Origin of the sequence: Streptomyces sp. NPDC056161, from assembly GCF_042268025.1 — a bacterium.
Taxonomy (GTDB): domain Bacteria; phylum Actinomycetota; class Actinomycetes; order Streptomycetales; family Streptomycetaceae; genus Streptomyces.
In genome coordinates this window covers 120,130-144,592 of sequence record NZ_JBHJUV010000002.1, presented here as the reverse complement: position 1 = coordinate 144,592, position 24,463 = coordinate 120,130, and the positions used below count along the sequence as shown (strand labels likewise).

General features: G+C 69.9%; 21 protein-coding genes. 12 read left to right on the top strand and 9 right to left on the bottom strand.

Annotated features, from left to right (window positions below; all coding sequences use genetic code 11):
* Window positions 1–8: 8 nt before the first annotated feature.
* From ACFC09_RS02580 to ACFC09_RS02570, 3 genes are all read left to right on the top strand, one after another.
* The gene (locus ACFC09_RS02580) at window positions 9–1,319 is read left to right on the top strand and encodes a sensor histidine kinase (RefSeq protein WP_376523108.1); all 1,311 of its coding nucleotides are present in this window, start codon (window positions 9–11) and stop codon (window positions 1,317–1,319) included.
* Complete coding sequence (locus ACFC09_RS02575) at window positions 1,316–1,972, top strand: response regulator (protein ID WP_376523105.1); 657 nt, start codon at window positions 1,316–1,318, stop codon at window positions 1,970–1,972. The genes ACFC09_RS02580 and ACFC09_RS02575 overlap by 4 nt, the downstream gene beginning before the upstream one ends.
* A 518-nt stretch (window positions 1,973–2,490) precedes the next feature.
* Window positions 2,491–4,191, top strand: coding sequence for a xylosidase (locus tag ACFC09_RS02570; protein ID WP_376523103.1), 1,701 nt, complete (start codon window positions 2,491–2,493; stop codon window positions 4,189–4,191).
* A gap of 36 nt (window positions 4,192–4,227) precedes the next feature.
* On the opposite strand, the gene ACFC09_RS02565 is transcribed toward ACFC09_RS02570, so the two are convergent.
* Window positions 4,228–5,385, bottom strand: coding sequence for a Dyp-type peroxidase (locus tag ACFC09_RS02565; RefSeq protein WP_376523101.1), 1,158 nt, complete (start codon window positions 5,383–5,385; stop codon window positions 4,228–4,230).
* Between the two features lie 87 nt (window positions 5,386–5,472).
* Between ACFC09_RS02565 and ACFC09_RS02560 the strand changes: the two genes are divergently transcribed.
* Window positions 5,473–6,819 (top strand): NosD domain-containing protein, encoded by a 1,347-nt coding sequence (locus ACFC09_RS02560; RefSeq protein ID WP_376523098.1) that lies wholly within the window; start codon window positions 5,473–5,475, stop codon window positions 6,817–6,819.
* Window positions 6,820–6,826: 7 nt separating this feature from the next.
* On the opposite strand, the gene ACFC09_RS02555 is transcribed toward ACFC09_RS02560, so the two are convergent.
* Window positions 6,827–7,543 (bottom strand): hypothetical protein, encoded by a 717-nt coding sequence (locus ACFC09_RS02555; protein WP_376523096.1) that lies wholly within the window; start codon window positions 7,541–7,543, stop codon window positions 6,827–6,829.
* A 214-nt stretch (window positions 7,544–7,757) separates the two neighbouring features.
* On the opposite strand from ACFC09_RS02555, the gene ACFC09_RS02550 reads away from it, so the two are divergent.
* Window positions 7,758–10,232: an SdrD B-like domain-containing protein gene (locus ACFC09_RS02550; protein ID WP_376523094.1), complete on the top strand. Its 2,475-nt coding sequence runs from the start codon at window positions 7,758–7,760 to the stop codon at window positions 10,230–10,232.
* Window positions 10,233–10,444: 212 nt separating this feature from the next.
* Here ACFC09_RS02550 and ACFC09_RS02545 read toward each other — a convergent pair whose 3' ends face one another.
* The 3 genes from ACFC09_RS02545 to ACFC09_RS02535 are packed head-to-tail and all read right to left on the bottom strand — an operon-like array spanning window position 10,445 to window position 12,377.
* Window positions 10,445–11,053, bottom strand: a complete 609-nt coding sequence (locus tag ACFC09_RS02545) for an SIS domain-containing protein (RefSeq protein ID WP_376523091.1) — start codon at window positions 11,051–11,053, stop codon at window positions 10,445–10,447.
* Window positions 11,054–11,109: 56 nt separating this feature from the next.
* Window positions 11,110–11,703: a D-glycero-alpha-D-manno-heptose-1,7-bisphosphate 7-phosphatase gene (locus ACFC09_RS02540; protein ID WP_376523088.1), complete on the bottom strand. Its 594-nt coding sequence runs from the start codon at window positions 11,701–11,703 to the stop codon at window positions 11,110–11,112.
* A gap of 5 nt (window positions 11,704–11,708) precedes the next feature.
* Complete coding sequence (locus ACFC09_RS02535) at window positions 11,709–12,377, bottom strand: transaldolase family protein (RefSeq protein WP_376523086.1); 669 nt, start codon at window positions 12,375–12,377, stop codon at window positions 11,709–11,711.
* Window positions 12,378–12,822: 445 nt separating this feature from the next.
* Here ACFC09_RS02535 and ACFC09_RS02530 point away from each other — a divergent pair, with 445 nt between their 5' ends.
* The gene (locus ACFC09_RS02530) at window positions 12,823–13,899 is read left to right on the top strand and encodes a radical SAM/SPASM domain-containing protein (protein ID WP_376523083.1); all 1,077 of its coding nucleotides are present in this window, start codon (window positions 12,823–12,825) and stop codon (window positions 13,897–13,899) included.
* A gap of 29 nt (window positions 13,900–13,928) precedes the next feature.
* Window positions 13,929–14,843 carry an aminoglycoside phosphotransferase family protein gene (locus tag ACFC09_RS02525; protein ID WP_376523081.1) on the top strand — a complete coding sequence of 305 codons (915 nt, stop codon included), beginning with the start codon at window positions 13,929–13,931 and terminating at the stop codon, window positions 14,841–14,843.
* On the opposite strand, the gene ACFC09_RS02520 is transcribed toward ACFC09_RS02525, so the two are convergent.
* A complete protein-coding gene (locus tag ACFC09_RS02520) occupies window positions 14,772–15,836 on the bottom strand; it encodes a hypothetical protein (protein ID WP_376523078.1) in 1,065 nt (354 codons plus the stop codon). The two genes, ACFC09_RS02525 and ACFC09_RS02520, sit on opposite strands and share 72 nt — an antisense overlap.
* 3 nt (window positions 15,837–15,839) lie before the next feature.
* The gene (locus ACFC09_RS02515; RefSeq protein WP_376523075.1) at window positions 15,840–16,394 is read right to left on the bottom strand and encodes a hypothetical protein; all 555 of its coding nucleotides are present in this window, start codon (window positions 16,392–16,394) and stop codon (window positions 15,840–15,842) included.
* Window positions 16,395–16,757: 363 nt separating this feature from the next.
* Between ACFC09_RS02515 and blsE the strand changes: the two genes are divergently transcribed.
* The 5 genes from blsE (at window position 16,758) to ACFC09_RS02490 (ending at window position 22,250) form a co-directional block, all read left to right on the top strand.
* Window positions 16,758–17,771, top strand: coding sequence for a cytosylglucuronate decarboxylase (gene blsE / locus ACFC09_RS02510; RefSeq protein WP_376523072.1), 1,014 nt, complete (start codon window positions 16,758–16,760; stop codon window positions 17,769–17,771).
* A gap of 110 nt (window positions 17,772–17,881) precedes the next feature.
* Window positions 17,882–19,078 (top strand): DegT/DnrJ/EryC1/StrS family aminotransferase, encoded by a 1,197-nt coding sequence (locus ACFC09_RS02505; RefSeq protein ID WP_376523069.1) that lies wholly within the window; start codon window positions 17,882–17,884, stop codon window positions 19,076–19,078.
* A 14-nt stretch (window positions 19,079–19,092) separates the two neighbouring features.
* Entirely contained in the window at window positions 19,093–20,244 is a 1,152-nt protein-coding gene (locus ACFC09_RS02500; RefSeq protein ID WP_376523067.1) for a hypothetical protein, read from the top strand.
* Window positions 20,241–21,176 carry a TIGR03621 family F420-dependent LLM class oxidoreductase gene (locus ACFC09_RS02495; protein ID WP_376523064.1) on the top strand — a complete coding sequence of 312 codons (936 nt, stop codon included), beginning with the start codon at window positions 20,241–20,243 and terminating at the stop codon, window positions 21,174–21,176. Before ACFC09_RS02500 ends, ACFC09_RS02495 begins: the two co-directional genes overlap by 4 nt.
* 78 nt (window positions 21,177–21,254) lie before the next feature.
* Window positions 21,255–22,250: a glycosyltransferase family 9 protein gene (locus ACFC09_RS02490; RefSeq protein WP_376523061.1), complete on the top strand. Its 996-nt coding sequence runs from the start codon at window positions 21,255–21,257 to the stop codon at window positions 22,248–22,250.
* Window positions 22,251–22,489: 239 nt separating this feature from the next.
* Here the strand turns inward: ACFC09_RS02490 and ACFC09_RS02485 are convergent, their stop codons facing one another.
* Both ACFC09_RS02485 and ACFC09_RS02480 read right to left on the bottom strand, forming a co-directional pair.
* Window positions 22,490–23,467, bottom strand: coding sequence for a bifunctional heptose 7-phosphate kinase/heptose 1-phosphate adenyltransferase (locus ACFC09_RS02485; protein WP_376523059.1), 978 nt, complete (start codon window positions 23,465–23,467; stop codon window positions 22,490–22,492).
* Window positions 23,460–24,413: an adenylyltransferase/cytidyltransferase family protein gene (locus tag ACFC09_RS02480; RefSeq protein ID WP_376523057.1), complete on the bottom strand. Its 954-nt coding sequence runs from the start codon at window positions 24,411–24,413 to the stop codon at window positions 23,460–23,462. The genes ACFC09_RS02485 and ACFC09_RS02480 overlap by 8 nt, the downstream gene beginning before the upstream one ends.
* Window positions 24,414–24,463 lie beyond the last annotated feature (50 nt).

The following is a 24,463-nucleotide window of genomic DNA, read 5'->3' as shown; positions in this document are numbered from 1 at the left end:
TGTACGACGTGACCGCACAGACCGCAGCCCGGCCCTCGGCGTCCTCCGTCACGCCCGAGACGCTGCTGGGCGGGGCGGAGCGACGCTCGGACGTCGCGGTGCTGCGCTGGCTCATGCGCATGCGGCAGGCGGACCTGAACCATCCGTGGGTCCGACGCTGGACCGTGCCGTTGGCCTGCGTGGTGTTCGGGGGACCGTCCCTGCAGAACGCGGCAGACGGCGCCGAGCCGGGCCTGCCGGTGATGCTGGCGCTGACCGTCGCGTTCTGCCTCCCGCTGCTGTGGCGGCAGCGGCGGCCCCTCCTGATCTTCGCCGTCACCTCCGCGGTCTCCGTGGTCGCCCTGGCCCTGGACGCCTCCACGGGGTCCGAGACCGCGCGGGTGGCGGCGCTGCTCAATGCGGGCCGCGCCGTCCGACCCGTTCAACTGGCGGTCTGTGTGGCGGTGGCCATCACCCAGACGTCGCTCTCCAGCGTCGCCCAGAACCAGGGCCAGACGACCGGACTGCAGACTCCGGTGGTGGCGATCATCCAGGCGCTGCTGGTGGCGGCGGTCGCCGCGGCGGGCGTGGTCGGCCGCGTGGTGAACGCGTACATCGTGGCCCTGCACGAACGCGCCGCCCGGCTGGAGATCGAGCGCGACCAGCGGGCCCGCCTCGCCGCCGCCGCCGAACGCTCCCGCGTCGCCCGCGAGATGCACGACATCCTCGGCCACACCCTCGCCGTCATCGTCGGCCTCGCCAACGGCGCCGCCGGACTGACCGAGGCGAAACCCGAACGGGGCGCCCAGACCCTGCGCATCATCGCCGACAGCGGCCGGGGCGCCCTGGCCGAACTGCGCCGTCTCCTCTCCGTCATCGGCGACGACGAGAAGACCGCCGCCGAGGACGTCCCGCTGGCCCCGCAGCCGGGCTTCGACGACCTGGGCGCGCTGCTGGAGCGGGTCCGCGCCGCCGGTCCCGCCGTCACCCTGCACACCGAGGGCCACCCGGCCGGCCTGCCGCCCGGTCTCCAACTCGCCGTCTACCGCGTCGTCCAGGAGGCGATGACGAACACCCTCAAGTACGCGGCGCCCTCCACGACCGTCCAGGTCACTATCTTCGTCGACGGCACCGCCGTGGACCTCAGGGTCGAGGACACCGGACCGTCCCTCGCTCCGCAGGCCGACACCGACGGCCGCGGCCTGGTCGGCATGCGCGAGAGGGCCGCGCTGTACGGCGGAAGCGTCACCGCGGGCCCCAACGACCGCGGCGGCTGGAGCGTCCACGCCCGTTTTCTGATCGCCAGCACCTCGGCACCCACGGAGAACAGACCCGCATGACCACCGTCCTCATCGTCGACGACCAGGCCCTGCAACGGCTCGGCTTCAGCATGCTCATGGAGCAGTACGCCGACCTGAGCGTGGTCGGCGAGGCCACCCACGGCGCCGAAGCGGTCCGTATGACCGCCGAACTGCGCCCCGACGTCGTGCTGATGGACGTCCGCATGCCCGGCATGGACGGCATCGAGGCCACCCGCCGCATCGTCCACTCCGGCGGACGCTCCCGGGTCCTCGTGCTGACCACCTTCGACCTGGACGAGTACGCGTACGACGCGCTGCGCGCCGGCGCCAGCGGCTTCCTCCTGAAGGACGCCCTGCCCGACGAACTCGTCGCCGGCATCCGGGCGGTGGCCGCCGGGGACGCCGTCATCGCGCCCGGTCTGACCCGCAAGCTCATCGACGCCTTCACCGAACGCATGCCGGGCCAGACCCCCGACCAGGAACGCCGGCTCACCGCCCTCACCGAACGCGAATGCGAGGTCCTCACCGCGATGGCCACCGGCTGGAGCAACGCCGAGATCGCCGAACGGCTGTCTCTCGCCGAGTCCACGGTCAAGTCCCATGTGAGCCGGGTGCTGGCGAAGATCGGCGCCCGGGACCGGGTACAGGCGGTGATCTTCGCCTACGACACGGGGCTGGTGAAACCCGCGTGATCCCCCGCGGGGCGGACAGCACGGACAGCAGTGACGGCGGGACGGTGCCGGAGACGGGCGTGCGGGCAGGGCCTCCGCGCCGGGCTCACGACCCGGCCGCCGGGCATGCACCGGCCGGGGCGGGTCGCTTGTCCGCCGCGACCGTCTCTCGCCGGGGGCGGCAGCGGTTCGTCGCCTTCGGCGACCGGGACCGGACGGGCCTGCTCCGGTGTCGCCCGGCGGCTCACCGGTTGGTGCCCTCGCTGCCGCGCGTACCGCCGTCACCGTCACCGCCGCTCATAACAGAAACCTGGCCGATCAGGCTTCATCTCACATCGGTGGAGCGTGCCTTGACCGGCTGTCAGAGGCGCCGGTTGAATCCCCTCGACAGTCGCGATCGCCCTGCTGAAGGGCGTATCGCTTGGCGCGCGGCGATCGGTTCGGCGTGCCCGACACCCCACTCAAGCCGCTGCTCGACGCGACGGACGGCAGTCGCCGAAGGCGGGCATCCGCACCACTTCCCCACGGAGTACCACGCAATGTCAGTGACCCATCGTAAGCAGGTATGGACGCGCCGCAAGGTTCTGGCCACGGCGGTCGGCGGCAGCGCGGCGGCCGCGGTCGGTGCCTTCGGGATCGCCAGGGCCGCCACCACGGGTACGACGGCCGGCCCGGCCGGCGATGTCGTCGGCAAGGTCAGCGTCGGCTACCAGGGCTGGTTCGCCGCCACCGGTGACGGCTCGCCCATCAACGCCTGGTGGCACTGGAGCGCGGACAAGGCCCAGCCGCCGTCCCCGTCCAACACCAACATCGTCTCCTGGCCGGACGTCCGCGAGTACACCAAGACGTACAAGTCGGCCTACGCCGACCTCGGCAACGGCCAGGCCCCCGACCTGTTCTCGTCCTATGACCAGCAGACGGTGAACACCCACTTCCTGTGGATGCAGCAGAACGGCATCGACACCGCGGCGCTCCAGCGCTTCAACCCCACCGGCAGCGAGGGCCCGATCCGGGACGCCATGGCCACCAAGGTGCGCTCGGCGGCGGAGGCGCACGGCCGGAAGTTCTACATCATGTACGACGTCACCAGCTGGACGAACATGCAGTCCGAGATCAAGACGGACTGGACCGACAAGATGAAGACACACACCTCGTCCTCGGCGTACGCCAAGCAGAACGGCAAGCCGGTCGTGTGCATCTGGGGCTTCGGCTTCAACGACAGCAAGCGGCCCTGGGAACCCGCGCCCTGCCTGGACGTGGTCAACTGGTTCAAGGACCAGGGGTGTTATGTCATCGGCGGGGTGCCGACCTGGTGGCGTACCGGCAACAACGACTCCCGCGCCGGGTTCAGCGACGTCTACCACGCCTTCGACATGATCTCCCCCTGGCTGGTGGGCCGGATCGGCTCCGTCGGCGACGCCGACAACTTCTACAACGTGGCGACCGTGCCCGACCTGGCCGACTGCGCCGCGCACGGCATCGACTACCAGCCCTGCGTCCTGCCCGGCAGTCTGCACCTCGGGCAGCGGGCGCACGGCGACTTCATGTGGCGGCAGTTCTACAACATGGTCCGGGCCGGCGTGCAGGGCATCTACATCTCGATGTTCGACGAGTACAACGAGGGCAACCAGATCGCCAAGACCGCCGAGTCGCAGGCGTGGGTCCCCGGCGACGCCGGCATGAAGGCCCTGGACGAGGACGGCACCGCCTGCTCGTCGGACTATTACCTCCGGCTGACCGGCGACGGCGGCAAGATGCTCAAGGGCACGATCGCCCTCACCGCCACCCGCCCCACCAAACCGGTGGCCGCCACCACGACCACCGCCCCCGCCACCTCGTACGTGGGCAGGACCGTCACCCTGCGCGCCAGGGCCAACGGCGCTTACGTCACCGCGGACAACGGTGGTGCCGCCCCGCTGATCGCCGACCGCACGGCCGTCGGCGAGTGGGAGAAGTTCGACGTACTCGACGCGGGCGGCGGCAACATCGCACTGCGGGCGCACGCCAACGGCAAGTACGTCACCGCCGAGAACGCGGGCGCCGCCCCGCTGATCGCCAACCGCACGGCGATCGGCTCGTACGAGACCTTCCAGCTGATCACCAACCCCAGCGGCACCGTCAGCCTGCGCGCCAGGATCAACGGCAGGTACGTCACCGCGGAGAACGGCGGAGCGGACCCGCTGATCGCCGACCGTACGGGCATCGGTGGCTGGGAACAGTTCGACATCGCCGCCGTGTGAGCCGCTTGACCAGGCCGGAGCCACGGGCACGGGGGATCAGCCGAACAACTGGGAACCGAGTGGGCGCCGCCGGTCGAAGCCGGGGAGGATCAGGAAGGTCCCGCTGGCGGTCGTCGTGGTGAAGGGCAGCAGTGCGTCGGAGGTGTCCATACGGGTGAGGGTGGCGGTGAAGGTCCGCAGGTCGTTCTGGAAGCTGATGAAGAGCAGGCCGGGCGCGGGCTCGTCGATGCTGTAGGAGCGGCGGAGCATGAGGCCGGTGCCGACCACGGCCGAGTGCGCCCTGCGCACATGGGCGTCCACCGGGACGAGGTACCGCCCGTCGGGCGTCTTGGCGCCGAGTTCCGGGCCCGAGGAGACGGTGCCGCCGGAGAGGGGTGCACCGCTGGCCCGGCGCCGCCCGAAGACCGCCTCCTGCTCGGCGACGGACAGGGCGGCGAACCGCGGCAGGTCGAGTTCCATGCGCCGCAGTACGGCAAGGGTGCCGCCGGCGACCGCGGGGGGCCCGGCCAGCCACAGGTCGCGTTGCTGTTCGGCGCTCGTGTGCGGGCCCACGATGCCGTCGATGAAACCGAGCAGGTTCCGCGGCGCGGTGCGGCCCTCGCCGATGGGCACGTTCGTACCGCGGTGCCCGGACTGCCGCCAGCGTTCGCGGACGCGGTCACCGGTCTGGTCCAGGAGCGCGGCGGCGACGATCGGTACGAGCAGCGCGTCGCTGGCGCAGATCTGTATCAGCAGGTCACCGCCGCGTGCCTGCGGGGTGATCCGCTCGCGGGAGAACCGGGGGAGGTCGGCCGAGCCGGGCAGCGAGGCACCGGCCGCGCGCACCAGCCGCGGCCCCACGCCGACGGTCACGGTCAGGTCGCCCGGCGGCAGGCCCAGCAGCCGCGGGTCGGTCCCCGCGGTGAGGGTGCTGATGGCCCGGCCGAGTTCGGCCAGCAGCGGGCCGGGCGCCACGGCCTCGTCGAGGTCGGCCACCACGGCCAGCAGGTTGCCCTGGGCCGGCTGGGGGAGCGTGATGCCCGCCTGGTGCCGGCCCGTCGCCGGAATCCGCGTCGGCGTGTCCGCCGCGGCGGGGGCGGCCCGGCCCGGCCCGGCGGAGTCCGATGTGCACCCGGCGGTGAGACCGGCGGCCACCAGGACGCCGGTGACATCGAGTAACGCGCGGCGTGAGGGGTGCTGATCGGCTCGGTGCATGGTGTGCAGAGTGCCACACCCGGATCGGGGCCGACGCCCAACCCCCTGATTTCGGCACGGAGTTCGCCGCCGTGCCAGACTGGGATCATGTCTCGATCAGCTCTTCGCGTGATGGCGGCGGTACTGGGCACACTGACCCTCGTGGTCGGCTGCGGCGGGGGCGGCGGCGACGGCGGATCGGACAAGGGCCGGCGGCCGGCCGGGGCGCATGTGACGATCCGCGTGCCTGCCGACGCCCCGACGATCTCGGCCGCGGTGTCCCTGGCCCACTCCGGTGACCTGGTGCTGGTCGCCCCGGGCGTGTACCACGAGTCGGTGAAGATCGAGACGGCCGGCGTCACTCTTCGTGGCGCGTCCCGGGACAAGGTCGTCATCGACGGGCGGTTGCAGCAGCCGAACGGTGTCGTCGTCGCGGCGCCCGGGGTGGCCGTGCAGAACCTGACCGTGCGCAACAACACGCAGAACGGGGTGCTGGTCACCGGTTCGGCGGCGGCGGTCGCCGGGCTGCCGGGGCACAGCGGCGGCTACGACACCGGCGACGAGCCCGTCACCCTCCTGAAGTCGTTCCTGGTCTCGTACGTGACCGCGACCCGCAACGGCCTGTACGGCATCTACGCGTTCTCCGCGCAGAACGGTGTCATCGAGCACTCCTACACGTCGGGCGGCGCCGACTCGGGGATCTACGTCGGACAGTGCAAGCCGTGCCGCGTCGTCGTGCGGGACAACGTCTCCGAACTCAACGCGGTCGGCTACGAAGGCACCAACGCCAGCGGCGACATGTACGTGGTCGGCAACCGGTTCGTCGGCAACCGCGTCGGACTGACCACCAACTCCGACCACCAGGAGAAACTGCTCCCGCAGCGCGACGCCGTCATCGCCGGCAACCTGATCGCGGACAACCAGCAGAAGCAGACCCCCGAACAGGCCGACGGGGGCTGGGGCATCGGCGTCGGCGTCGACGGCGGCAGCGACAACCGGTTCCTCCGCAACCGGATCACCGGAAACACCAACGCCGGACTCGTGATCACCGCGACCGCCGACATCCCGGCGAACGGCAACCGGATCACGGACAACACCTTCACCGCCAACGGCGTCGACGTCGGCTGGACGTTCCCCACCGCCACCCACGGACAGGGCAACTGCCTCCAGGGCAACGCGCTGCGCACGACCGTGCCCGCACGGCTCACGACGACCGCGGCCTGCCCGGTTCCCGGTACGTCGGCCACCCCCTCCGGCACCTGGTCGAGCCCGGCGGCGCCCGCGGGCATCCCGTTCACCGACGTGGCCGCGCCCGGCCCGCAGCCGCAGTTCCCGCAGGCCACCACCACCGGCGCCACCGCCGTGCCGGCCGTTCCGGAACTGCCGGACACCGCGGGCGTCCCGCTGCCGTCGCCGTCACTGCTCGCCGCCGGCGCGCGGGTGCGGACCTCGTGAGCGGCGGCTACCGATCCGGTGTGGCTCCGGGCACCGTCTGGACGGGCGCGTACTTCTGGGTGTCGAAATCGATGACCACCGGCTGCGCCTCGGAGGCCACCTCGGCCTGCACCCGGTACATGGTGCCGTCCGAGCCGATCCAGTAGCGCACGGTCCCCGACGTACCTGCCTTGGTACGGGCGTCGGGCCCGACCATGACGTCCGTCCGATGGCCCCGCACCTGGTCGCGTCCGATCCAGACGGCGCCGTTCTGCGGGAGCAGTTCGGCGTTGTCCGGTCGGTCGCTGCCCAGGCCGAGCGCGATGCCCAGCGAACTGTCCAGGGAGATGCCGGACGTCTGCAACGAACGGTTGTACCAGCCGGACGCGGGCGGCGACGCCGGTGCGGTGGCCGGGGGGTTCGGCATGGGGTGGACGCGGACGGTGGTGGCCGTCCATTCGATCAGCCCGTCGCTGGACGTGTCGCGCCCGGTCCCGCGCACCACCCCGTAACCGCTCTTGGCGCGGTAGTCGACGGAGCCGGTGACGACCAGCCCGCCGGCGGTGGTCGGCACCGTGATCGTCACCGCGCGGCCTCCCGCCTGGTAATTGCGGAACCGCGTGATCGCCAGGCGGTTCACCTCGTCCGAGGTCAACGCACGCCTACCGGTGGGGTCGTCGCCGCTGCCGGCGAGTACGAACGCGGTGGTCGTGACGGCCGCGACGGCTATGATGCCGACTGCCACCCAGCGTAACCGCGGCCACCGGCGGCGCCGGTCCGCCGCAGGTCGCGGGAGACCTCGCTTGATCCTGATGCTCTGCACGCGCCGGGATGCTAACAGGCCCGAACTCCGACCCCTCGAAACTCCCTGTTTCGCACGCATGACGCTCCGTCAACTTGTAGGCTCATCAGTGAGTTTGCACAATTGGCGTTAGTGTAGGACGAGATAAAGGAATGCCATGCCATTACGTAGGCTGGTGTGGGTGGGGCTGTCCAGTCTGATACTGATGGGCGGCGCCACAGGCACGATCGTGACAGGCGCCGGGCAAGCCGGCGCCGCTACCTCGGACGGCACCCTGACCGTCGAGGTGCTGCGGGACTTCTTCGGCACTGGCGTGATCAACACGACCATGGACGTGCCGCAGCGGGGGATGAAGGTCGACGTCGCCGACCTTGCGGGCCATCACGTCACCGGCGTGACGGATGCCACCGGCAAGGTCATCGTGCCGCCGTCGAGCGAGTTGACCGGCGGCCGGTACCGCGTCGACGTCACCGTCCCGGCCCCGTACAGCGACTATCTGCGGGCGGCCCCCGCTTCGACCGCGGAGAACCACTTCGACAGCTTCACCTCGTTCGTGGACGTCTCGGGAGGCAAGGACGACTCGGTGATCACCGGGGTCTGGGACGCGGCCGACTACGCGCTTCCGGACTCCAACTACTACGTCCCGATCCAGAACGGCGCCGGCGGCACGGACACCCGGGCACTGGTGGCGTTCGGGACGGGCGCCCGGGGTGACTGCCCCACCGCCCAGGCGTGCCCGACCGTGCTCAACACCCAGGAGCAGGTGGGCACGACCTTCGGGCTCGCCTACGACAAGTACCGGAGCAGGCTGTTCCAGGCGGAGTTCGCCCGTCGGTACACCCTGTACGGGCCGGACGGCGGTGACGCCATCTACACCGTGCCGACCGACGGCGGCAGCGCACCGAAGCTGTTCGCGAAGGTGCCGGGCGCCGCGGTGACGCAGCACGACACCGCCAACCTGATCAAGGACGGCGGGTTCACCGACGTACCGGGCAAGGAGAGCATCGGCGGCATCGCCCTGTCGGAAGACGGTTCGACGCTGTACGCGGTGAACCTGCGCAACCGCTCTCTGGTCAGCTTCGACGCGACCGGGGCCACCGCCTCGGCGCCCGAGGCGACGGTCCCGATCCCCGACCCGGGCTGCACGTCGTCCGGCGACTGGCGGCCGTTCAGTGTGGCCACCCACAACAACACCCTGTACGTGGGCGGGGTGTGCAGCGCGGAGAGCACACAGAAGCGCGACGACCTGAAGGCCGTCGTCGCCACCTTCGACGGCAAGAAGTTCACCACCGTGCTGAGCCAGCCGCTGACCGCCGAGCGCGGGGCCGTGCTCACCGGCTTGTCCGGCTACGACCAGGTCACCCACTGGAACCCGTGGAACAACGACCTGCAGACGTGGGACAAGCTCAGTGTGAACAACACGATGATCGATCCGCAGCCGGAGGTGGCCAGCCTGGCCTTCGCCCGCGACGGCTCGATGATCCTCGGCTTCCGTGACAGGTTCATGGACGTCGTGAGCTGGGGCGGCCTCGACCCGAGGCCGGGCAAGGACACGCCGCAGAACGGCATGTCCGGCGGCGACATCAACATGGCCTGCGCCACGCCCACCGGCGGGTACGAGTGGGAAGGCACCGGAAGCTGCCCCAACCACGCGAACCCCGCCAACGACGGCGCCCAGCCCGCCGGCGTCGTCGAGTACTTCCCGGGTGACTTCTTCCCGGGCAATCCCGGACCGCACCAGGAGTCCTCGCTGGGCTCGGTCGCCTACATTCCGCAACAGCAATGGGTCGTCAGCACGCAGATGGACCCGACCGGCAACGTCATCACCGACGGAACCGGGTACTACGACATCACCACCGGCGCCGGACCCGGCAACGACCCGAAAAAGAACGCGTACCAGTTCATCGGTGCGAACCAGAACGGGTTCGGCAAGGCCGGCGGCCTGGGCGACATCGCGTACGCCGCGGCGAACGCACCGATCCAGATCGGCAACGTGGTCTGGTACGACGGCGACCACAACGGCATCCAGGACCCCGGTCAGGTGCTGCTGCCGGACGCCACGATCAACCTGCTGGACGCCGACGGCAAGCAGGTCGCCACGACCAAGACCGATGCCGCCGGTGAGTACTACTTCGGTGGTGTCGGCGCCGAGTACGAGCTCACACCGGGCGCGAAGTACACGGTGCAGTTCGACGTGTGCACCGCGGACACCAGCAACGTGCCAGGTCAGCCGGCGGCCACCAAACTGCGGTTCACACTCCCGCGGGCCGGTGACAACCGGGCACATGACTCCAATGTGACCCCGCCGACCACGGGCCGGCTGTGCAACGGGTACGCCCCCGTCACAGCACCGACGAGGCCAGGAGGGGTTGACCACACGATCGACGCCGGCGTGTACATCCCGAAGAAGGCATCGCCGACACCCACGCCGCCGGCATCCACGCCGCCGGCCTCGGTGCCGCCGACGCACGGGACGCCCAACACTCCGGCGCCGGCCGGCTCCCCATCGGGTTCGCTCGCGCACACCGGTGCGTCCGGCGTGAGGGACATGCTCCTGCTGGTCGTGCTGCTGCTCGGTGCGGGTGCGGCAATCGCCTTCGTAGGCCGTAAGCGCCTCGCCAGGCACCGCTGACACCCAGAACCCTCCGAACGACCCGACGGGCCGGTGCCATGCACCGGCCCGTCGGCATGACCGGTCGGCCCGGTTGGCGGGCCCGCCGGACGCCGGTCCGCGGGATCACGGAGGAGGGGGAGGCCGGACGGCGTCCGGCCCAGGGCCCGACCCGGTCGCCGTACCCGCCGACTCGGCGCGGCCGCCGCCGCGATCTCCTGGAGACCGCGGTCTCAGACACCCCGGGCCGTGCGACCCAGCTTCCCATTGGGGTGATTGACCCCGAATTCACGGGATTTCATGCCCCGTCGGCTCATCAGCACGATGGCCAGCGCGTCAGCGATCCCCGTGGCCGAAGCGGAGGAGCAGGACGGTACGAGCCCGAGGGAGTCCGCCTCCGTACACGCCGGCAGTTCGAGCACGATGTCCGCTTTCGCGGCCAACTCGGACAGCGGGGCACCGGTGATGGCGATCACGGGCACACCACGTGCCTGAACGAGGCCGGCCAGGTTGCAGACTTCGGTCGTCTCCCCCGAGTACGAGAACGCCATCAGCACGTCGTCCGACGTGATCGCCCCGGCGTCACCGTGCAGGGCGTCACCGGCGTGCACGTGGAACGCCGGGATTCCGATGGTCGAGAGAAGGGAGGCGTGCCGTGCGGCGACCAGGCCGGACTTTCCGATTCCTGAGGTGACCACTCGACCCCGGCAGCTCTCCACCCTCCTGACGGCATGTGCGAAGGAGTCGTCGATGCGCGTGGCGAGCGCGGTGAGGGCAGCGGCCTCTCGGCGCACCACCTCCCGGCCCGCGTTGATCACCGCACGAGTTTCGTCAGTTCTCATCCGCGCTCTCTTCTCGCGTCCGTATGGGGGAAAGCCACTGCCGACCTCGGACCCTGCTACCGCTCCCGCACCCGCTGTCCTATGAGATCGGCCGCGGCCGCCACGTCGCCGACGATGTCGTACGGTCGCTCCCGTTCCGTCCGCAGCGCCTCGCGGGCCTGGGGGCCCTGTCCTGTCTGCACCAGCAGCGGGTGTGCCCCCGCGGCCCAGGCCGCGCGTACGTCGCGCGCCGCGTCGCCGACCAGGAAGGCACGGCCGACGGGCGCCCCCAGCAATCCCGTTGCCGCCAGCACCATTCCGGCAGCGGGCTTGCGGCAGGGGCACCCTTCCCCCTCCCGGTGGGGGCACAGAATCGAGTACGACACCCTCAGCCCGACCGCGACCAGGAGCGCGACGACGCGGGTGTGCAGGTCCACGGCGGCGGACTCGGACAGAACGCCACGACCGATGCCCGCCTGGTTGGAGACGATGGCGATCGACGCCCCGAGCCGGGCGAAGGAATCCGCGGCGGTCGCCGCGGCGGGCAGCAGTCTGATGTCGGCGGGATGACGGACGTACCCCTGAACGTCCTCGATCAGGGTGCCGTCGCGGTCGAGCAGGACGGCAGGACCGGAGCGCCGGGGCACGTCGCCGTGCGGCAGCACGATCATGAACGTCAGTCGGGCAGTCCCGCGCGTCGACGCTCGTCCGCGTCGAACTGGGCGGCTGTCTCCCGTGCGTAATGGTGATCCGCCCAACGCCCGAGAAGTTCGGGCGGTGCCGTCACGACATGCGCGCCGGCGAGGAGGGACTGCGTCAGGTCGTCGGCCCGGCGCAGGCTGCCCACCAGGATCCGGGTGGGCAGGGCATGCTCGTTGAGGAGTCGGCGGGTGGAGGCCACGATCGCGGCGGCGTCGCCGCCCTCCTCCAGGATCCGGCTCCAGAAGATGGTCACGTAGTCGGCTCCGGCCTTCGCTGCCAGAAACGCCTGCCCGACGGTGAAGCACGTGGTGGCGTTCGTCGGGATGTTCTCGGAGTGCAGGCGGTGCAGCAGCGACAGTGCCGGGCTGCCGTTCGCGTCGACGATCGGGATCTTGACCACCACGTTCGGCCCGATGGCGTGCAGGCGGCGGCATGCGGCGAGGACATCGCTCGCGTCGGCGGAGGTGATCTCCACCGCCACCGGCCGAGGCGCTATCAATTCCGCGATGATCGATATCTGCTTTTCGACGTTTGTTACACCTTGCTTCCGCAGAATGCTGGGATTCGTGGTGACTCCGTCAATTGTGCCGGTTGAATGCCAGGTGCGGACGGCTTCGATGTCCGAGCTATCCAGAAAAAGCATGAGGAATCCTTCTGGAGTCGATGACTCTTTCAATCCTCAAGGCCCCACCTGCGGTCTGTCAATACCGGTACTTGAGTTTGGTGGGTGATGCGGACCCGTGCGGTGCCCGACGATGTGGGGCATCAACGGGGAGGCGGAATCGACTGATCACCCGTCTTCCTGGCCGAAAACAAGAGGCGTGTCGAGTGGAGCGTCCCCGAACTGGATGGCCAAGGTTCATCCTATTCTTCGCGTATAACCGTAAAACGACCTGGTGTCGGCCTCCGTGGTGCACTCCGGTAGGAGGTGATCAGGCCACTTCTTCCGCAGGCCGGAATGACGGTGGGTATTTCGGGTACTTATTCGGGATGCCCTGGGGGAGAGGGGCCTGGCGGAGAACCGTCGACTCGGCCGGCCCGCAGGCTATCCGATCTCGAAATCACCGCACAGCGGAGGTAGGGGTCCCATGCGTTCGGATTACCGTTGCAGTCATCCCCGAGCGTTCGGTGGTGATGCGATCGACTTTCTTCGGGAAATACAGCGCGGGCTCAACTGGGAATTACTTCAGTTCTCGTACAACCGGCAGTGGGTGCGATCGGTCGGCAAGCCGGTCGTCTTCCAGGTGGAACTGACGAACAAGTGCCCGATGACCTGCCAGATGTGTCCGCGGACCCACGCCATGACGCGCTCGCTCGGAAACATGTCCTTCCCGGTGTACGAACGCCTCATCGACGAGGTAGCCGCTTCCACGTCGAAGCTCTTTCTGCATCACTTCGGTGACTCGCTCATGCATCCGGACATCGGCAGATTCATCGCCCATGCCAGGAAGCGACGCATAAAAACCTACCTGTCCGCGAATCCGGTGCTGCTCACGGCGGATCGTGTCGCGGCGCTCGTGGACAGCCGGCTCGACCGGCTGGTGCTGTCCCTCGACGGCGTGACCGCGCAGACCTCGGAGAAAGTACGGGGCCGGGCGGCGCGGAATGTCGAACTCGCCGAACAGCGGATAGACGAACTCCTCGCCTACCGGGCCGGGGCGGGCACCGGAAAGCCGTTCATCACCTTGCAGTTCGTGCGGCAACGGCAGAATGCGCATGAGGTGGGTGACTGGCTCAGGAAGTGGCGGGCGAAGGACGGAATCGATCGCGTACGCGTGAAGTCGTACAGTACCTGGAACGGTGACGAGGAGAAGATACGGGAGCTGCAACTGGACACCAGGCCGCCGTCCTCCGTGGTGTGCATGCGGCCATGGACCTCGGTCACGGTGCTCTGGGACGGCAGGGTCGTCCCCTGCTGTTTCGACTACGACGGTCTTTTGACCCTCGGAAACCTCAACGAGTCCTCGCTCCACGAGATCTGGCGCGGGGAGAACCTTACCCGGATGCGAAAAATGCACCGGGACGGTAAATTTGGTGAGATCGCGCTGTGTGCGTCCTGCGAGGACCGCGAAGGGTATCCGGTGCGCAAGATATTCTATCCGCTCAACCGAATGAAGTCCCATTCTTCCCCGATCGGTGAAGAATGGAAGGACTACGAAGCCTGAACGAACCAGGACAGATGGAGAAAGCGGCTGTGACTGCCGATGCAGGATCCACGCACCACGGGCAGGTCGAAGTGCCCGAGTCCATGCGCCGGTTCGGCCGCTGGCAGCAGCACGGCGAGGAGGGCCGTAAGTGGCTTGAGGACCTGCCGCGTGTCATCTCGGCATCCTGCGACCGCTGGGGCCTGGTGGTGGACGGGCCCCCGATGCACGGCTACAACAGCCTCGCCGTTCCGGTACGCCGCGGGGACGAGTTGCTGGTGGTGAAGGCCACCTGGCCCGACGAACAAGTCGCCGAACAGGTCCTCGCCCTGCGCCTGTGGCACGGTCGTGGGGCGGTCCGGCTCGTCGACGCGGACGTGGTCGCGGGACTGCTGCTCATGGAGCGGCTCGACAGCACGCAGAACCTGCGGATGCGTCCGCTCGACGAGGCGGTGCCGACGATCGGGCGATTGCTGCGAAGCCTGGCCGTCGAGCCGCCGGTAGGACTGCGGACCACGGGCGGTATCGCCGCCCGGCACCGACGGGAACTGCCGTCGCACTGGGAGGAACTCGGCCGGCCCATGCCGCGCCGGGTGCTCGACAGAGGTCTTGAGCTGGCCGAGGAGCTCTCCACCGACGACTACTCACTCCTGGTCAACAACGACCTCCATTACGAGCAGGTGCTCCGCAGGGCGGACGGGAGCTGGAGCGTCATCGATCCGCTGATCGTCAGCGGCGTCCTGGAGTTCCAGACGGCGCCCCTGGTGTGGACCAGGTTCGACGAGCTCGGCTCCGGCGGAGTCCGGTGGTGCGTGGACGCCTTGGCGGACGCGGCGGAGCTGGACCGCGACCGTGCCCACAGGTGGGCGCTGCTCCGGACGATCGAGTACTGGCTATGGGGCCTCAAGGCCGGGTTCACCGAGGACCCCGTGCGCTGTGGCCGTATCGTCGAGGCGCTGATGTGAGCTTTTGCCGGCCGTCGGTCCGTCGCCGGGCCCGGTCGCACGCGCGGCCGTGACGGAGCGCAGGAAACGGGCGAGCGACGCCATGTGCGGCTCCCAGGAAACGGGCCGGGGATCGTGCCGGGACGTCGGGCGGCGGGCCATCTCGGCCGCCAGGTCGTCGACGAAGCCGGGTAGCGTGGCGGCGGCCGGTACGACGTTGGGCAGGCCGAGCACATGGCCGTGCTGGTGTTTCCGTGCCACCACCATCCGGGATCCGCTCGCGTAGTGCCGTGAGACGACGCCGCTGGCGTAATGGGCCGAAGGCGCCCTGGTCCAGCACCACAGCAGATCGCACGCCTGAAGACGAAGGTTCAACTCCTCCGCGTCCAGGTGCTCGTGTACGTGGATCAGTCGACCGGGATGGCGTTCCCCCAGCTCGGCGAGCTGCTCAAGCAGGCCCGGAGAGGGAAGCCGCCACGGGCTGGTGAGGAGGTGCACCACCCAGTCGAGTCGCTCGGCGCGAGGCAGGAGTTCCCGCAGGAGCGGAACCGACTCCCGGTCGAACTTGAGAAAACCGCTCGTCCCCACGATCCGTGCCTCCACCGGAAGGGAAAAACGCCGGCGCAGCGATGTGCGGTCCGACAGGTGGGAAGGCGTGGTGGCGGGGTGGGGAAAACACAGGGTGGGAACACCGCCGGGGGCGGGCAGGAGTCCTCTGCTCATCGCCACGAAACCGGTCACTTCCGCTGCGGGCACATCGACGCCCGCGGAATGCTTGAACACCACGACCGGACGCCGTGTGCCGTGCAGAATACGCAGGACATCGGCATCGGACATCAGCTCTTCGTGATGTTGCAGCAGGACGACGTCAGCGGTGTCGGTCTCCACCGGATCCACTCCGGTGACGGTTTCGACGTGACATCCTTCGGCCGTCAGCCCCTTGGCGATGTCATCGGCGAAAACGGCGATACCGCAGTGGGCGCCCATGGACGGGCTCACCTGGAGCACCCTCATTTCTCAGGCTCCGGTGGTGGCGGCGGGCGATGCCTCGTGACGGCATTCCTCCGCCGAGCAGAATTCCAGTTCTCCGGTGAGCGTCTGGTCCTGACGCCTGCTTCCCGGTGGGGTGTGCGCGGACCCTTGGAAATGACCGACGGCCGTCGCAAGGCCCATGGCGCGCCGGACGAGATCGTCGATGTCCGACCGGCTCCAGATCGTCGGTTCCTGGACGCTCGACACACTGGTGATGCTGCCCAACCCGTCGATCAACTGGCTGTGTCCCGATGCGGAGGGCAGGACCAGGAGGATGGGTTTGCGCAGGGCCGAGGCCCAGCCGAGCTCGACGGCGACCCCGCCGGACTGGGGGCTGCCCACGATCGCGCAGACGACGTCGGAGTGGGCCATGGCCGAGAAATCGATCGGGGTGCAGACCGAAGCGGCCCGCCACTCGGCACCCCATGCCTCACTGTGATGCGCGTTGAAGACCGTGGCGCCGGATTCGATGAAGGCCCGTCGCAGCGACTCCAGTCTGCGCTGCCACACGATGTCGACCAGACCGGTCCGGCGGTTCATCAATTGCGTGTACGGGGCTGCCAGGAAGACACGCGGTCGAGCAGGGGATTTCGATCCCGGGACTGCGTTTTCTCGGTGGGTGTACAGGGGCGACTTATCGGCCATGGTGCGTTCACCTCCACTGAGTCGAAGATGAGGAAAACACAGCGCCGTGGTCCCGGCAACCAACTCGGCGAGATGCGTGGGCCGTCGTCGGGTAAGGAGCGGACCCCGCTCCCTCAAAGTGCGTCAAAAATGGACGTACGGGGCGGGGTTGTTTCAAGTAACTCGGCGAAGGGAAGGTGTGGACGATGGTTCGTGGCCTGGAGCGCTTCTCGTGAATCGGCGTCGGAAAGGGTCGGTGTTCCTGTGGTTACGCGCGAAATGGGAGACGCGAACGGCGACTTGGAAAATGCCGGGCACGGTCGCGACAGGTACCTCTTCATTCGTGTACTTGAAGCGTGCAATGCCGACTGTTTCATGTGTGAGTATGCATTGTCCCGGGACTCGTACCGGTTCACCACGGCGGAGTTCCGCGAACTCCTGCCGCGGGCATGGGAAGCATCCGTGCGCTACGTCCGGTTCACCGGCGGTGAGCCCCTCATGCACCAGGACATAGCAGAGCTGATACGTCTGGGCGCCCGGCAGCAGATGAAGATGTCCGTGATCACCAATGGATTTCAACTGCCGAGGATGGCCGAATCCCTTGCCGACGCGGGCCTCGCGCAGGTGATCGTCAGCATCGACGGAAGCTCCGCGGACACCCACGATCTGTACCGCAGGACCCCGGGGATCTTCGACAGGGCGGTCGAGGGACTTCGCCGTTGCCGTGACCTGTCCATCCGGACCAGGGTCAACACCGTCGTGGGCCCGCACAACTACACCGAGATGCCCGCACTCCAGCGGGTGCTGTCGGACCTCGGCGTGGGCCAATGGGAACTCTCGGCGCTCAAGCTGGACCGTTCGATGGTCTATCCGTCCCCCGACGACGTGGTCGCGCTGTGCGACCCGGTGTACGAGCCGGACGACGCCGGTCTCCTCGTCCCGCTGGGCAAGCGGTTCTACGGCGACACCGCCGAGGAACGGGCGCAGTACTTCGAGCAGTCGGTGCCTCCTCGGGCCGGCCGGCCCGCCTGCCACGTCGTCGACGACGTCGTCTATCTCGACGCCAAGCAGGGGGTCGGGTACGCGTGCAGTTGTCTGCCTCACCGGGGCGGTGTCGGCGGCGCCGCGGCCCGCCGCGAGGGCAGGTGGTGGCTGGACACTCCCGCGTTCCGGGCACACGCGGAGCAGTTCCGCGGCCAGGGGCCGGTCAGCTGTCAGGGCTGCTCCACCACCGCGGCCGGTTACAGCGACGACGTGGCCCGGCTCGGCCGAGTGCCGGAGTGGAACTACTGAGCAGCATCGGTGGGGAACGACTGAGCAGCATCGGTAAGGACGCAGCACGGCGGCGACGCACGGTGGGCCGGGCCGCTGTCATGGATCGGAGGGCTCCTGGGATGGACAGCATGAACTCCGTTACGGCCGACTCGACCCCCGCTTGCAGCGGTGGCCGTCCGGTGCGGCCCGAACCCGTCGCCTGCACGGTGCCGGCCGACGACGTCGTACGCGCCGAGGTCGAGGAGTTGATGGCGAACGGCCTCCTGTCGGACTGGTACGGGGGGCCGCAATCCCACCGGTTCGAGGAGGCGTTCGCGGCCTACCACGGCCCCGGCACCCACGCGGTCGCCGTGAACTCCGGTACCAGCGCCCTGCACCTCTCGCTGGCCGCAGCCGGCGTCGGACCGGGGACCGAGGTGATCGTGCCCGCGCTGTGCTACGTGGCGGCCGCGGCAGCCGTGGTCCAACTGGGCGGGATTCCGGTCATCTGCGACGTCGAGCCGGACAGTCTCACCCTTGACACCGCACGCGCCGAAGCCTTGGTCTCCAGCAGGACCAGGGCGATCCTCCCCGTCCATTTCTGGGGCTATCCCGCCGACCTGGTCACGCTGCGCGAGGTGTGCGAACGGCACGGCCTCGCGCTCGTGGAGGACGCCGCGCAGGCCCCGGGCGCCACCGTGGGAGACCGGAAGGTCGGAACGTTCGGCGAGTTCGCCACGTACAGCCTGGGCGTGCGCAAGCACGTGGCGTGCGGCGAGGGCGGAGTGGTGCTGGCCAGGACCGCGAGCCAGGCGGACCGGATCCGCAGCCTCTGCAACTCGGGGAAGGGGCCGGGATGGGACGACTACCTGACCCTCGGCTACAACTACCGGATGGTCGAATTCTCCGCCATCGTGGCCAGGCGCGGCCTCGAAAGGCTGGACGACGAGATCGCCGCCCGCCGCTATGCCGCCGAGCTCTACCGAGAAGGACTGAAGTCGACGGACCTCACACCGGTGGCCGAGCCCCGGTGGGGACGCTGCGTCTACTTCAAACTGCCGATTCTGCTTCCGGAGGAAGGCGCGGAGCGCCGCCAGGCCGTGGTGGACGGCATCAACGCGGAGAATGTGAGTTGCCGCATTCCGCATCGCCCGTTGTATTCCATTCCATGGCTGCGTGACTACACCAAGGAGCACGGGGTGTACCCCGGAGACGGTATGTGGCCGGTCGCACAGGCCGCCCACGCACGGCTGATCGAGGTCGAGACCGGTCCGAATCTGCCTGCGCACGAGGCGGCCAAATCCGTGCACGCGGTGCATCGGGTGTGGAACTCGTTCACGGACTGAGGAGTTCGTCGGCTATGGCGGGAATGGTACTGGCCGCGGTCAGCGACTTCGGTTGGGGCAGCATCGGCAAACTGCGCCTGATACTGGATCGACTGGGCGGTGTGGACATCGCGCTGGACGAGGCGACGGCCTCCTGGGCGAATTCCGGTGAACTCCTCGGAGCCCGGCACCGGGTCGCGGGGCACCGGGAGCGGCGTGACGCGGCGGTCGCGCTCGTCATCAACGACCCGAGGGCCGCCGACGAGATCAGCGACATCGGCGTACCCGTGGTGTACGTGGACAGCCTCCCCTACCTGTGGACCCTGCCGTCCGAGATACCCCGGCGGGCTGCCCTGCACTGCGCGCAGCGCAGCCCGCTCGCCGAACTCCCCGCGGGAAGCCCGCTGCACGGGCGGCAGGACCTGCGGTGGATCGAGCCCATCGTTCCGCCGGCCCGCCGGCGCGGCGGCCGGGGCGAGGGGTGTGTCGTCAATGTGGGGGGAATGCACAGCCACCTGGTCGGGGGCGCGTCGGACGCCTATCTGCGACTGGTCGTGATTCCGCTGGTCGAGCGCCTGGTGGACGGCGGGCACACGGTGTCGGCCGTGTGCGGGAACCTGCCGGACTGGGCGTGCGCGCGCATATCCGCACTGGTTCCCTCCGCGACGACGATCGGAGTCCACAGCGGGCGCCGCTTCGAGGAGATCCTGAGCCGTTCCGAAATCCTCTTCACGTCGCCGGGCAGCACCACGATGCTCCAGGCGGCAGCCGTCGGTGTCCCGACGGTCCTCCTCCCGCCGCAGAATCTCAGCCAGATCCTGCATCCCCGCATCTACCTGACGCCGTCGCGCAGCGTGCTGCACTGGCCGTCCGGCGTGCTCGATCTGGAAACCGTCGAGAAGCTGCGGCCATCAGGAGAGGACGCGGTCCTCGAATACGTCTACGAATCCATCGTGGCGGCGGAGAAATCGGAGTCCGCGGGGCGGGAACTGCACGACGCGATCGACAGGTCCGTCGCACTGGGCCCGGACCACCGCCCTCCGCTCGACATCGAGGAACTCGGCACGGGCGGCGCCGGCCAGGTCGCCAGGGTGATCAGACAGGCGCTCCTCGCTCCCCTGCCGCGTCCACGGACGACCCACCGTCGTCAAGCGCCGCCTCCCGTCGACGGGACCGTGGGCGCATGAGCACGTCGTATCCGGGGGACACCCTCACGTTCGCCGTCCAGGCGGCCCCCTCCCGGCAGGCCGGCTCCTGGACGCGCCTCGCCCGGGACGCGGAGGACCTCGGCTACCGGGCGCTGCTCGTCCCCGAGCACGTCGGCAGCGGCGGACCGCTCGTGGGCATGGCGGCCGCGGGCGCGGTGACGACATCGCTGTCGGTCGGCTCACTCGTCCTCTCGGCCGACTTCCACCACCCGGTACTCCTCGCAGAGGAGTTCATGACGCTCGCCGCCCTGATCGGCGGACGGCTGGAAGCAGGTCTCGGCGCCGGATGGATGCGCCGCGACTACGAACGCCTCGGACAGACCATGGATCCGCCCGGCGCGCGCATCGCGAGGCTGTCGGCCTTCGTCGACGCGTTCCTGTCCCGGTGCGCCGGAAGAGGCTACGAGGGACCCCACCACCGTTTCCCCGCCGCGGACGTCCAGCCCGCGGCGGCCGGCTGGAAGCCGGTGATCGTGCTGGGCGGCGGCGGCCGCCGCATGCTGGACCTGGCGGTGCGCCGCGCGGACATCGTCAACATCGGTGCTCCGATGACGACCGGGCTGCGGAACGCCCCGCTCGGACCGGAGGCGACCCACCGGGCCTTCGCGGACCGGGTGGCGCACCTCGCGCGGACGGCACACGAACTCCGCCGGTGGCCGCGCCTGCAGTGCCTGGCCTACGAGACCCACGTCACCGGCGACGCCTGGGCTGCGGCGCGCGGCGTCGCGGACGGGTTCGGGATACCGGCGGACGAGGTGCTGGCGTCCCCGCTGACGCTGATAGGAAGTGTTCCGGAGCTGTGCGACAAGATCCAGCAGTGCCGCGAAACCCTCGGCATCTCCTACTGGGTGGTGAAAAGCCCGGCGATGTATGACTTCGCCCCCGTCGTCGCCAGGCTGCGCGACATGTGAACGACACCTCGCCCCTGCCCGCCCACTGGCTCCGCCCCGAGGTCCCGCGCCCGTCCACGGCGTCGAAAGAGGAGGCCCATGCCCCGCACACGGAAGACGGTCCTGGTGGTCCGGCACAACGCGCTGGGCGACCTGATCGTCGCCCGTCCGGCCCTCCTCGGGCTGCGACGTCACTACCCGGACCACCGGCTGGTCATCACCTGCCCGAGCAGCCTGCTGCCCCTGGCCGACCACTTGGGGCTCGCCGACGACTACCTGACCGAGACCGCGGACACGGAGTACGACCCCAGGGAGCACGAGACGCTCGACGGGCCGATCCTGTCGCGGCTCGCCGGAGACCTGTCGGCGGCCGACGTCGTCGTCGCGCTGCGGGTGCCCCAGCGCCCGTTCTGGGACGTCCTGACGGAGTACGCTCCGAGGCGGCTCGTCGCCTACCGGCACTCCGGGGTGCGACGCACGGACGGCTTCCCCGAGTTCACCTTCGAGGACCACATCCTGCTTCGGTGGAGGCGGATGCTGGCCGCCTTCGGAATCGTCGCCGACGACCAGGACCTCCACTTCGACCCGCCCGTGGGCCGGCGGACCGGCTCCGGACACACCCTGGTTCACATCGGTGCGGGCAGCCCCGCGCGGCGGTGGCCGCTGGAACGGTGGGCGGTGGTGATCCGCCACCTCCACAGCAGGGGACACCACGTCCTCCTGACGGGGAGCCGAGCGGAATCAGCCGACATCGCGGCCCTGCGTACGCTGGCGGACCTGCCCCCCGAGCGTGACCTGGCCGGGACCACCGACGCGCTCGAACTCGCCGCGCTGGTGGGCACGGCGAGACTCCTGGTCTGCACCGACACCGGCATCAGCCAGATCGCCACGGCGCTCCGGCGTCCGTCGGTCACCCTGTTCGGCCCCACGCCGCCCCAGTGGTGGGGGCCCGCCACGCCCTCACCCCTGCACGTCACCCTCTGGAAGGGACGGACCGGTGACGCCTACGCGGACCACGTCGATCCGGGACTGCTGGACATCGGGGCACAGGACGTGATCAGTGTTCTGGACCTGCTGCCGGGCGAGCGCGCCTGAGCGCCGGCGGCAGGCGCGGGGCGTCCTGCGGACGGTGGAGCGTCACTCGGGCCGGCGCCGTCCCGTCGTAGCAAAGCCCCCCCCGGGCCGCGACGGTACCCCGGCAGCCGCTCTGACCGAGGCCCGCCGGGTGGGCCCGGTCCGGGTCAGCGCCTCGACGCTGTCGGCGTGGACGGCGGCCACCGCGGTCGCGGAGTCCCACAGGGTGCCGGCCACGTCCCACGCCACCCGCCGGCCCGTCACAGCGGCACACCGAAACGGCGCGCGCCCTCGCACATGTCGGCGGGGGTGACGGCGTATTCCCACCGGCCCACCACGAGGCCGCAGGCGACGGAGGCGAGGCGGGCCCCGTCCGACGGGGTGAGCCCGGCCGCGAGGGACAGCGCGAGGACCGCCGCGGCCACGTCCCCGGCACCGGCGACATCGACCGGCTCCTGATTGAGCGCGGGGAGGTCTTCGACGTGTTCTCCGGCCACGACGGTCATGCCGTCCGCCGCCCTGGTGATCAGCAGTGCAGAGAATCCGGCCGCCGCGCACAGTCGCCTGCCGGACCGGTGGGGGGTGTCCGCGGAACAGCCGAGGGACGCGCAGAAGGCCGCGAATTCCCGCTGGTTGGGTGTGACGGCCGTCGCCCCGGCGTAGACACGGGGATCGGGGCTCTTGGGGTCGACCACCACGGGAGCCGACCTCGCACGGGCCGCGTCGATGACCGACCTGATCAGGTCGGGCGCGCAGACGCCCTTGGCGTAGTCCGAGATGAGCACGGCGTCGGCGGTGTCCAGCGCCGCACGCAGCAGTTCCCGAAGACGCCGGGCGTACGGCGGGGGCAGCGCCGTCGTGGTCTCACGGTCGACCCTCAGCAGGTGCTGTCCGTTCCCGACCATGCGCGTCTTGAGGGTCGTGGGCCGGTCCGGTGTGCGGATCAGCCCCGTGCGGATCCCCGCCCGGCCGAGCAGCTCGCCGATCAGCCGGCCCTCCTCGTCCTCGCCCACCGCGCCGAGCACCTCGACCCGCGCTCCGAGCGCGGCCGCCGCCTGTGCCGCGGCGGCGGCGCCACTGGCCCGCTGCCTGGTCCGCTCCTGACGCAGGACGGGTACCGGCGCCTCGGGGGACATCCGTTCGACGGTGCCGTGAGTGAACGCGTCGAGGATGAGATCTCCCACGACGACCAGACGCCTGCCCGCGACGGCGCGCAGCGCCGAGCGGAGGTCAGGCACGGGTCGTCCGGATCTGCTCGGCGAGCAGCGACGTCGACACCTCAGGAATGCGGGGCAGCAGCCGAACCCGCCCGCCGTACGACTCCACCAACTCTCGCTCCGGCATCGGAAGGTAGGCGTAGGAGTCGTCCTTGACGCAGACGTCGGGACGGAGCGCCTCGATCTCCGGCAGGGGGGTGTCCTGTGCCATCGCCACCACATGGTCGACGGCGCGGAGCCCGTGCAGGACGGCCGTCCTGCTCGCGAAGGGGACGAACGGCCGGTCGGGCCCTTTGAGACGGCGTACCCAGGCGTCCGTGTTGACGCCGACGATCAGCACGTCACCCGACGCGCGCGCCATGTCCAGAAAACCGATGTGCCCGGCGTGCAGGAGGTCGAAGCAGCCGTTCGTCCACACGACCGTCCGCCCGCGGGCCCGCCACTCGCCGCGCTGGTCCACGAGGTCGGCGAGGCGCGCCGTCGTGCCCGCCGCGAGCTGTCCGGGAACGAGGCAGGCGCGCTGCAACAGGGCCTCCAGGACCGTTCGGTGGGTCGCCCCCCTGGCGGAACGGCCGTCCGTCACGACCAGAACGGTGACCGCGGCCCGCGCCCGCGGTTCCGCCGGGCCGCCCGCCGCGGACAGCAGGACACACGCCGTACCGGTCGCGGCGGCGCGCCGAAAAGCCGGGGACACGGAGTCATGGGCGTCGTCGTCGGCGAGCCCCACCAGTACGTCGTGCTCGCCGAGCGGATCCATGTCCCCGCCGTACACACGTACTCGCGGTGCTCGTGAGCGCGGCCCGCTCTCCGAGAGCAGGAGCCGGATGGGGGAACTGGCGGCGACGGCGCCGCACAGGACCAGGCTCCCTCCCCGGCGCGCGGCGTCCCGGGCCAATTCGGCGGCTCGTCGGAGGTCGGTCAGATGCTCGCGCACGACGTCGTCGAATGTCGGATTCGGCAGTGCCACTCTCCGGCTCCTCCTGGTCGTCCCGCCCAAGGTCCCGCGGGCCCAGTGTG

Bases quoted from the DNA above. Each gene is read 5' to 3' on its own strand.
- ACFC09_RS02575 (WP_376523105.1), top strand. From the start codon at position 1,316: ATGACCACCGTCCTCATCGTCGACGACCAGGCCCTGCAACGGCTCGGC.
- ACFC09_RS02570 (WP_376523103.1), top strand. From the start codon at position 2,491: ATGTCAGTGACCCATCGTAAGCAGGTATGGACGCGCCGCAAGGTTCTG.
- ACFC09_RS02565 (WP_376523101.1), bottom strand. From the start codon at position 5,385: ATGCACCGAGCCGATCAGCACCCCTCACGCCGCGCGTTACTCGATGTC.
- ACFC09_RS02560 (WP_376523098.1), top strand. From the start codon at position 5,473: ATGTCTCGATCAGCTCTTCGCGTGATGGCGGCGGTACTGGGCACACTG.
- ACFC09_RS02550 (WP_376523094.1), top strand. From the start codon at position 7,758: ATGCCATTACGTAGGCTGGTGTGGGTGGGGCTGTCCAGTCTGATACTG.
- ACFC09_RS02545 (WP_376523091.1), bottom strand. From the start codon at position 11,053: ATGAGAACTGACGAAACTCGTGCGGTGATCAACGCGGGCCGGGAGGTG.
- ACFC09_RS02540 (WP_376523088.1), bottom strand. From the start codon at position 11,703: ATGATCGTGCTGCCGCACGGCGACGTGCCCCGGCGCTCCGGTCCTGCC.
- ACFC09_RS02535 (WP_376523086.1), bottom strand. From the start codon at position 12,377: ATGCTTTTTCTGGATAGCTCGGACATCGAAGCCGTCCGCACCTGGCAT.
- ACFC09_RS02530 (WP_376523083.1), top strand. From the start codon at position 12,823: ATGCGTTCGGATTACCGTTGCAGTCATCCCCGAGCGTTCGGTGGTGAT.
- ACFC09_RS02520 (WP_376523078.1), bottom strand. From the start codon at position 15,836: ATGAGGGTGCTCCAGGTGAGCCCGTCCATGGGCGCCCACTGCGGTATC.
- ACFC09_RS02515 (WP_376523075.1), bottom strand. From the start codon at position 16,394: ATGAACCGCCGGACCGGTCTGGTCGACATCGTGTGGCAGCGCAGACTG.
- blsE (WP_376523072.1), top strand. From the start codon at position 16,758: ATGGGAGACGCGAACGGCGACTTGGAAAATGCCGGGCACGGTCGCGAC.
- ACFC09_RS02505 (WP_376523069.1), top strand. From the start codon at position 17,882: ATGAACTCCGTTACGGCCGACTCGACCCCCGCTTGCAGCGGTGGCCGT.
- ACFC09_RS02500 (WP_376523067.1), top strand. From the start codon at position 19,093: ATGGCGGGAATGGTACTGGCCGCGGTCAGCGACTTCGGTTGGGGCAGC.
- ACFC09_RS02495 (WP_376523064.1), top strand. From the start codon at position 20,241: ATGAGCACGTCGTATCCGGGGGACACCCTCACGTTCGCCGTCCAGGCG.
- ACFC09_RS02490 (WP_376523061.1), top strand. From the start codon at position 21,255: ATGCCCCGCACACGGAAGACGGTCCTGGTGGTCCGGCACAACGCGCTG.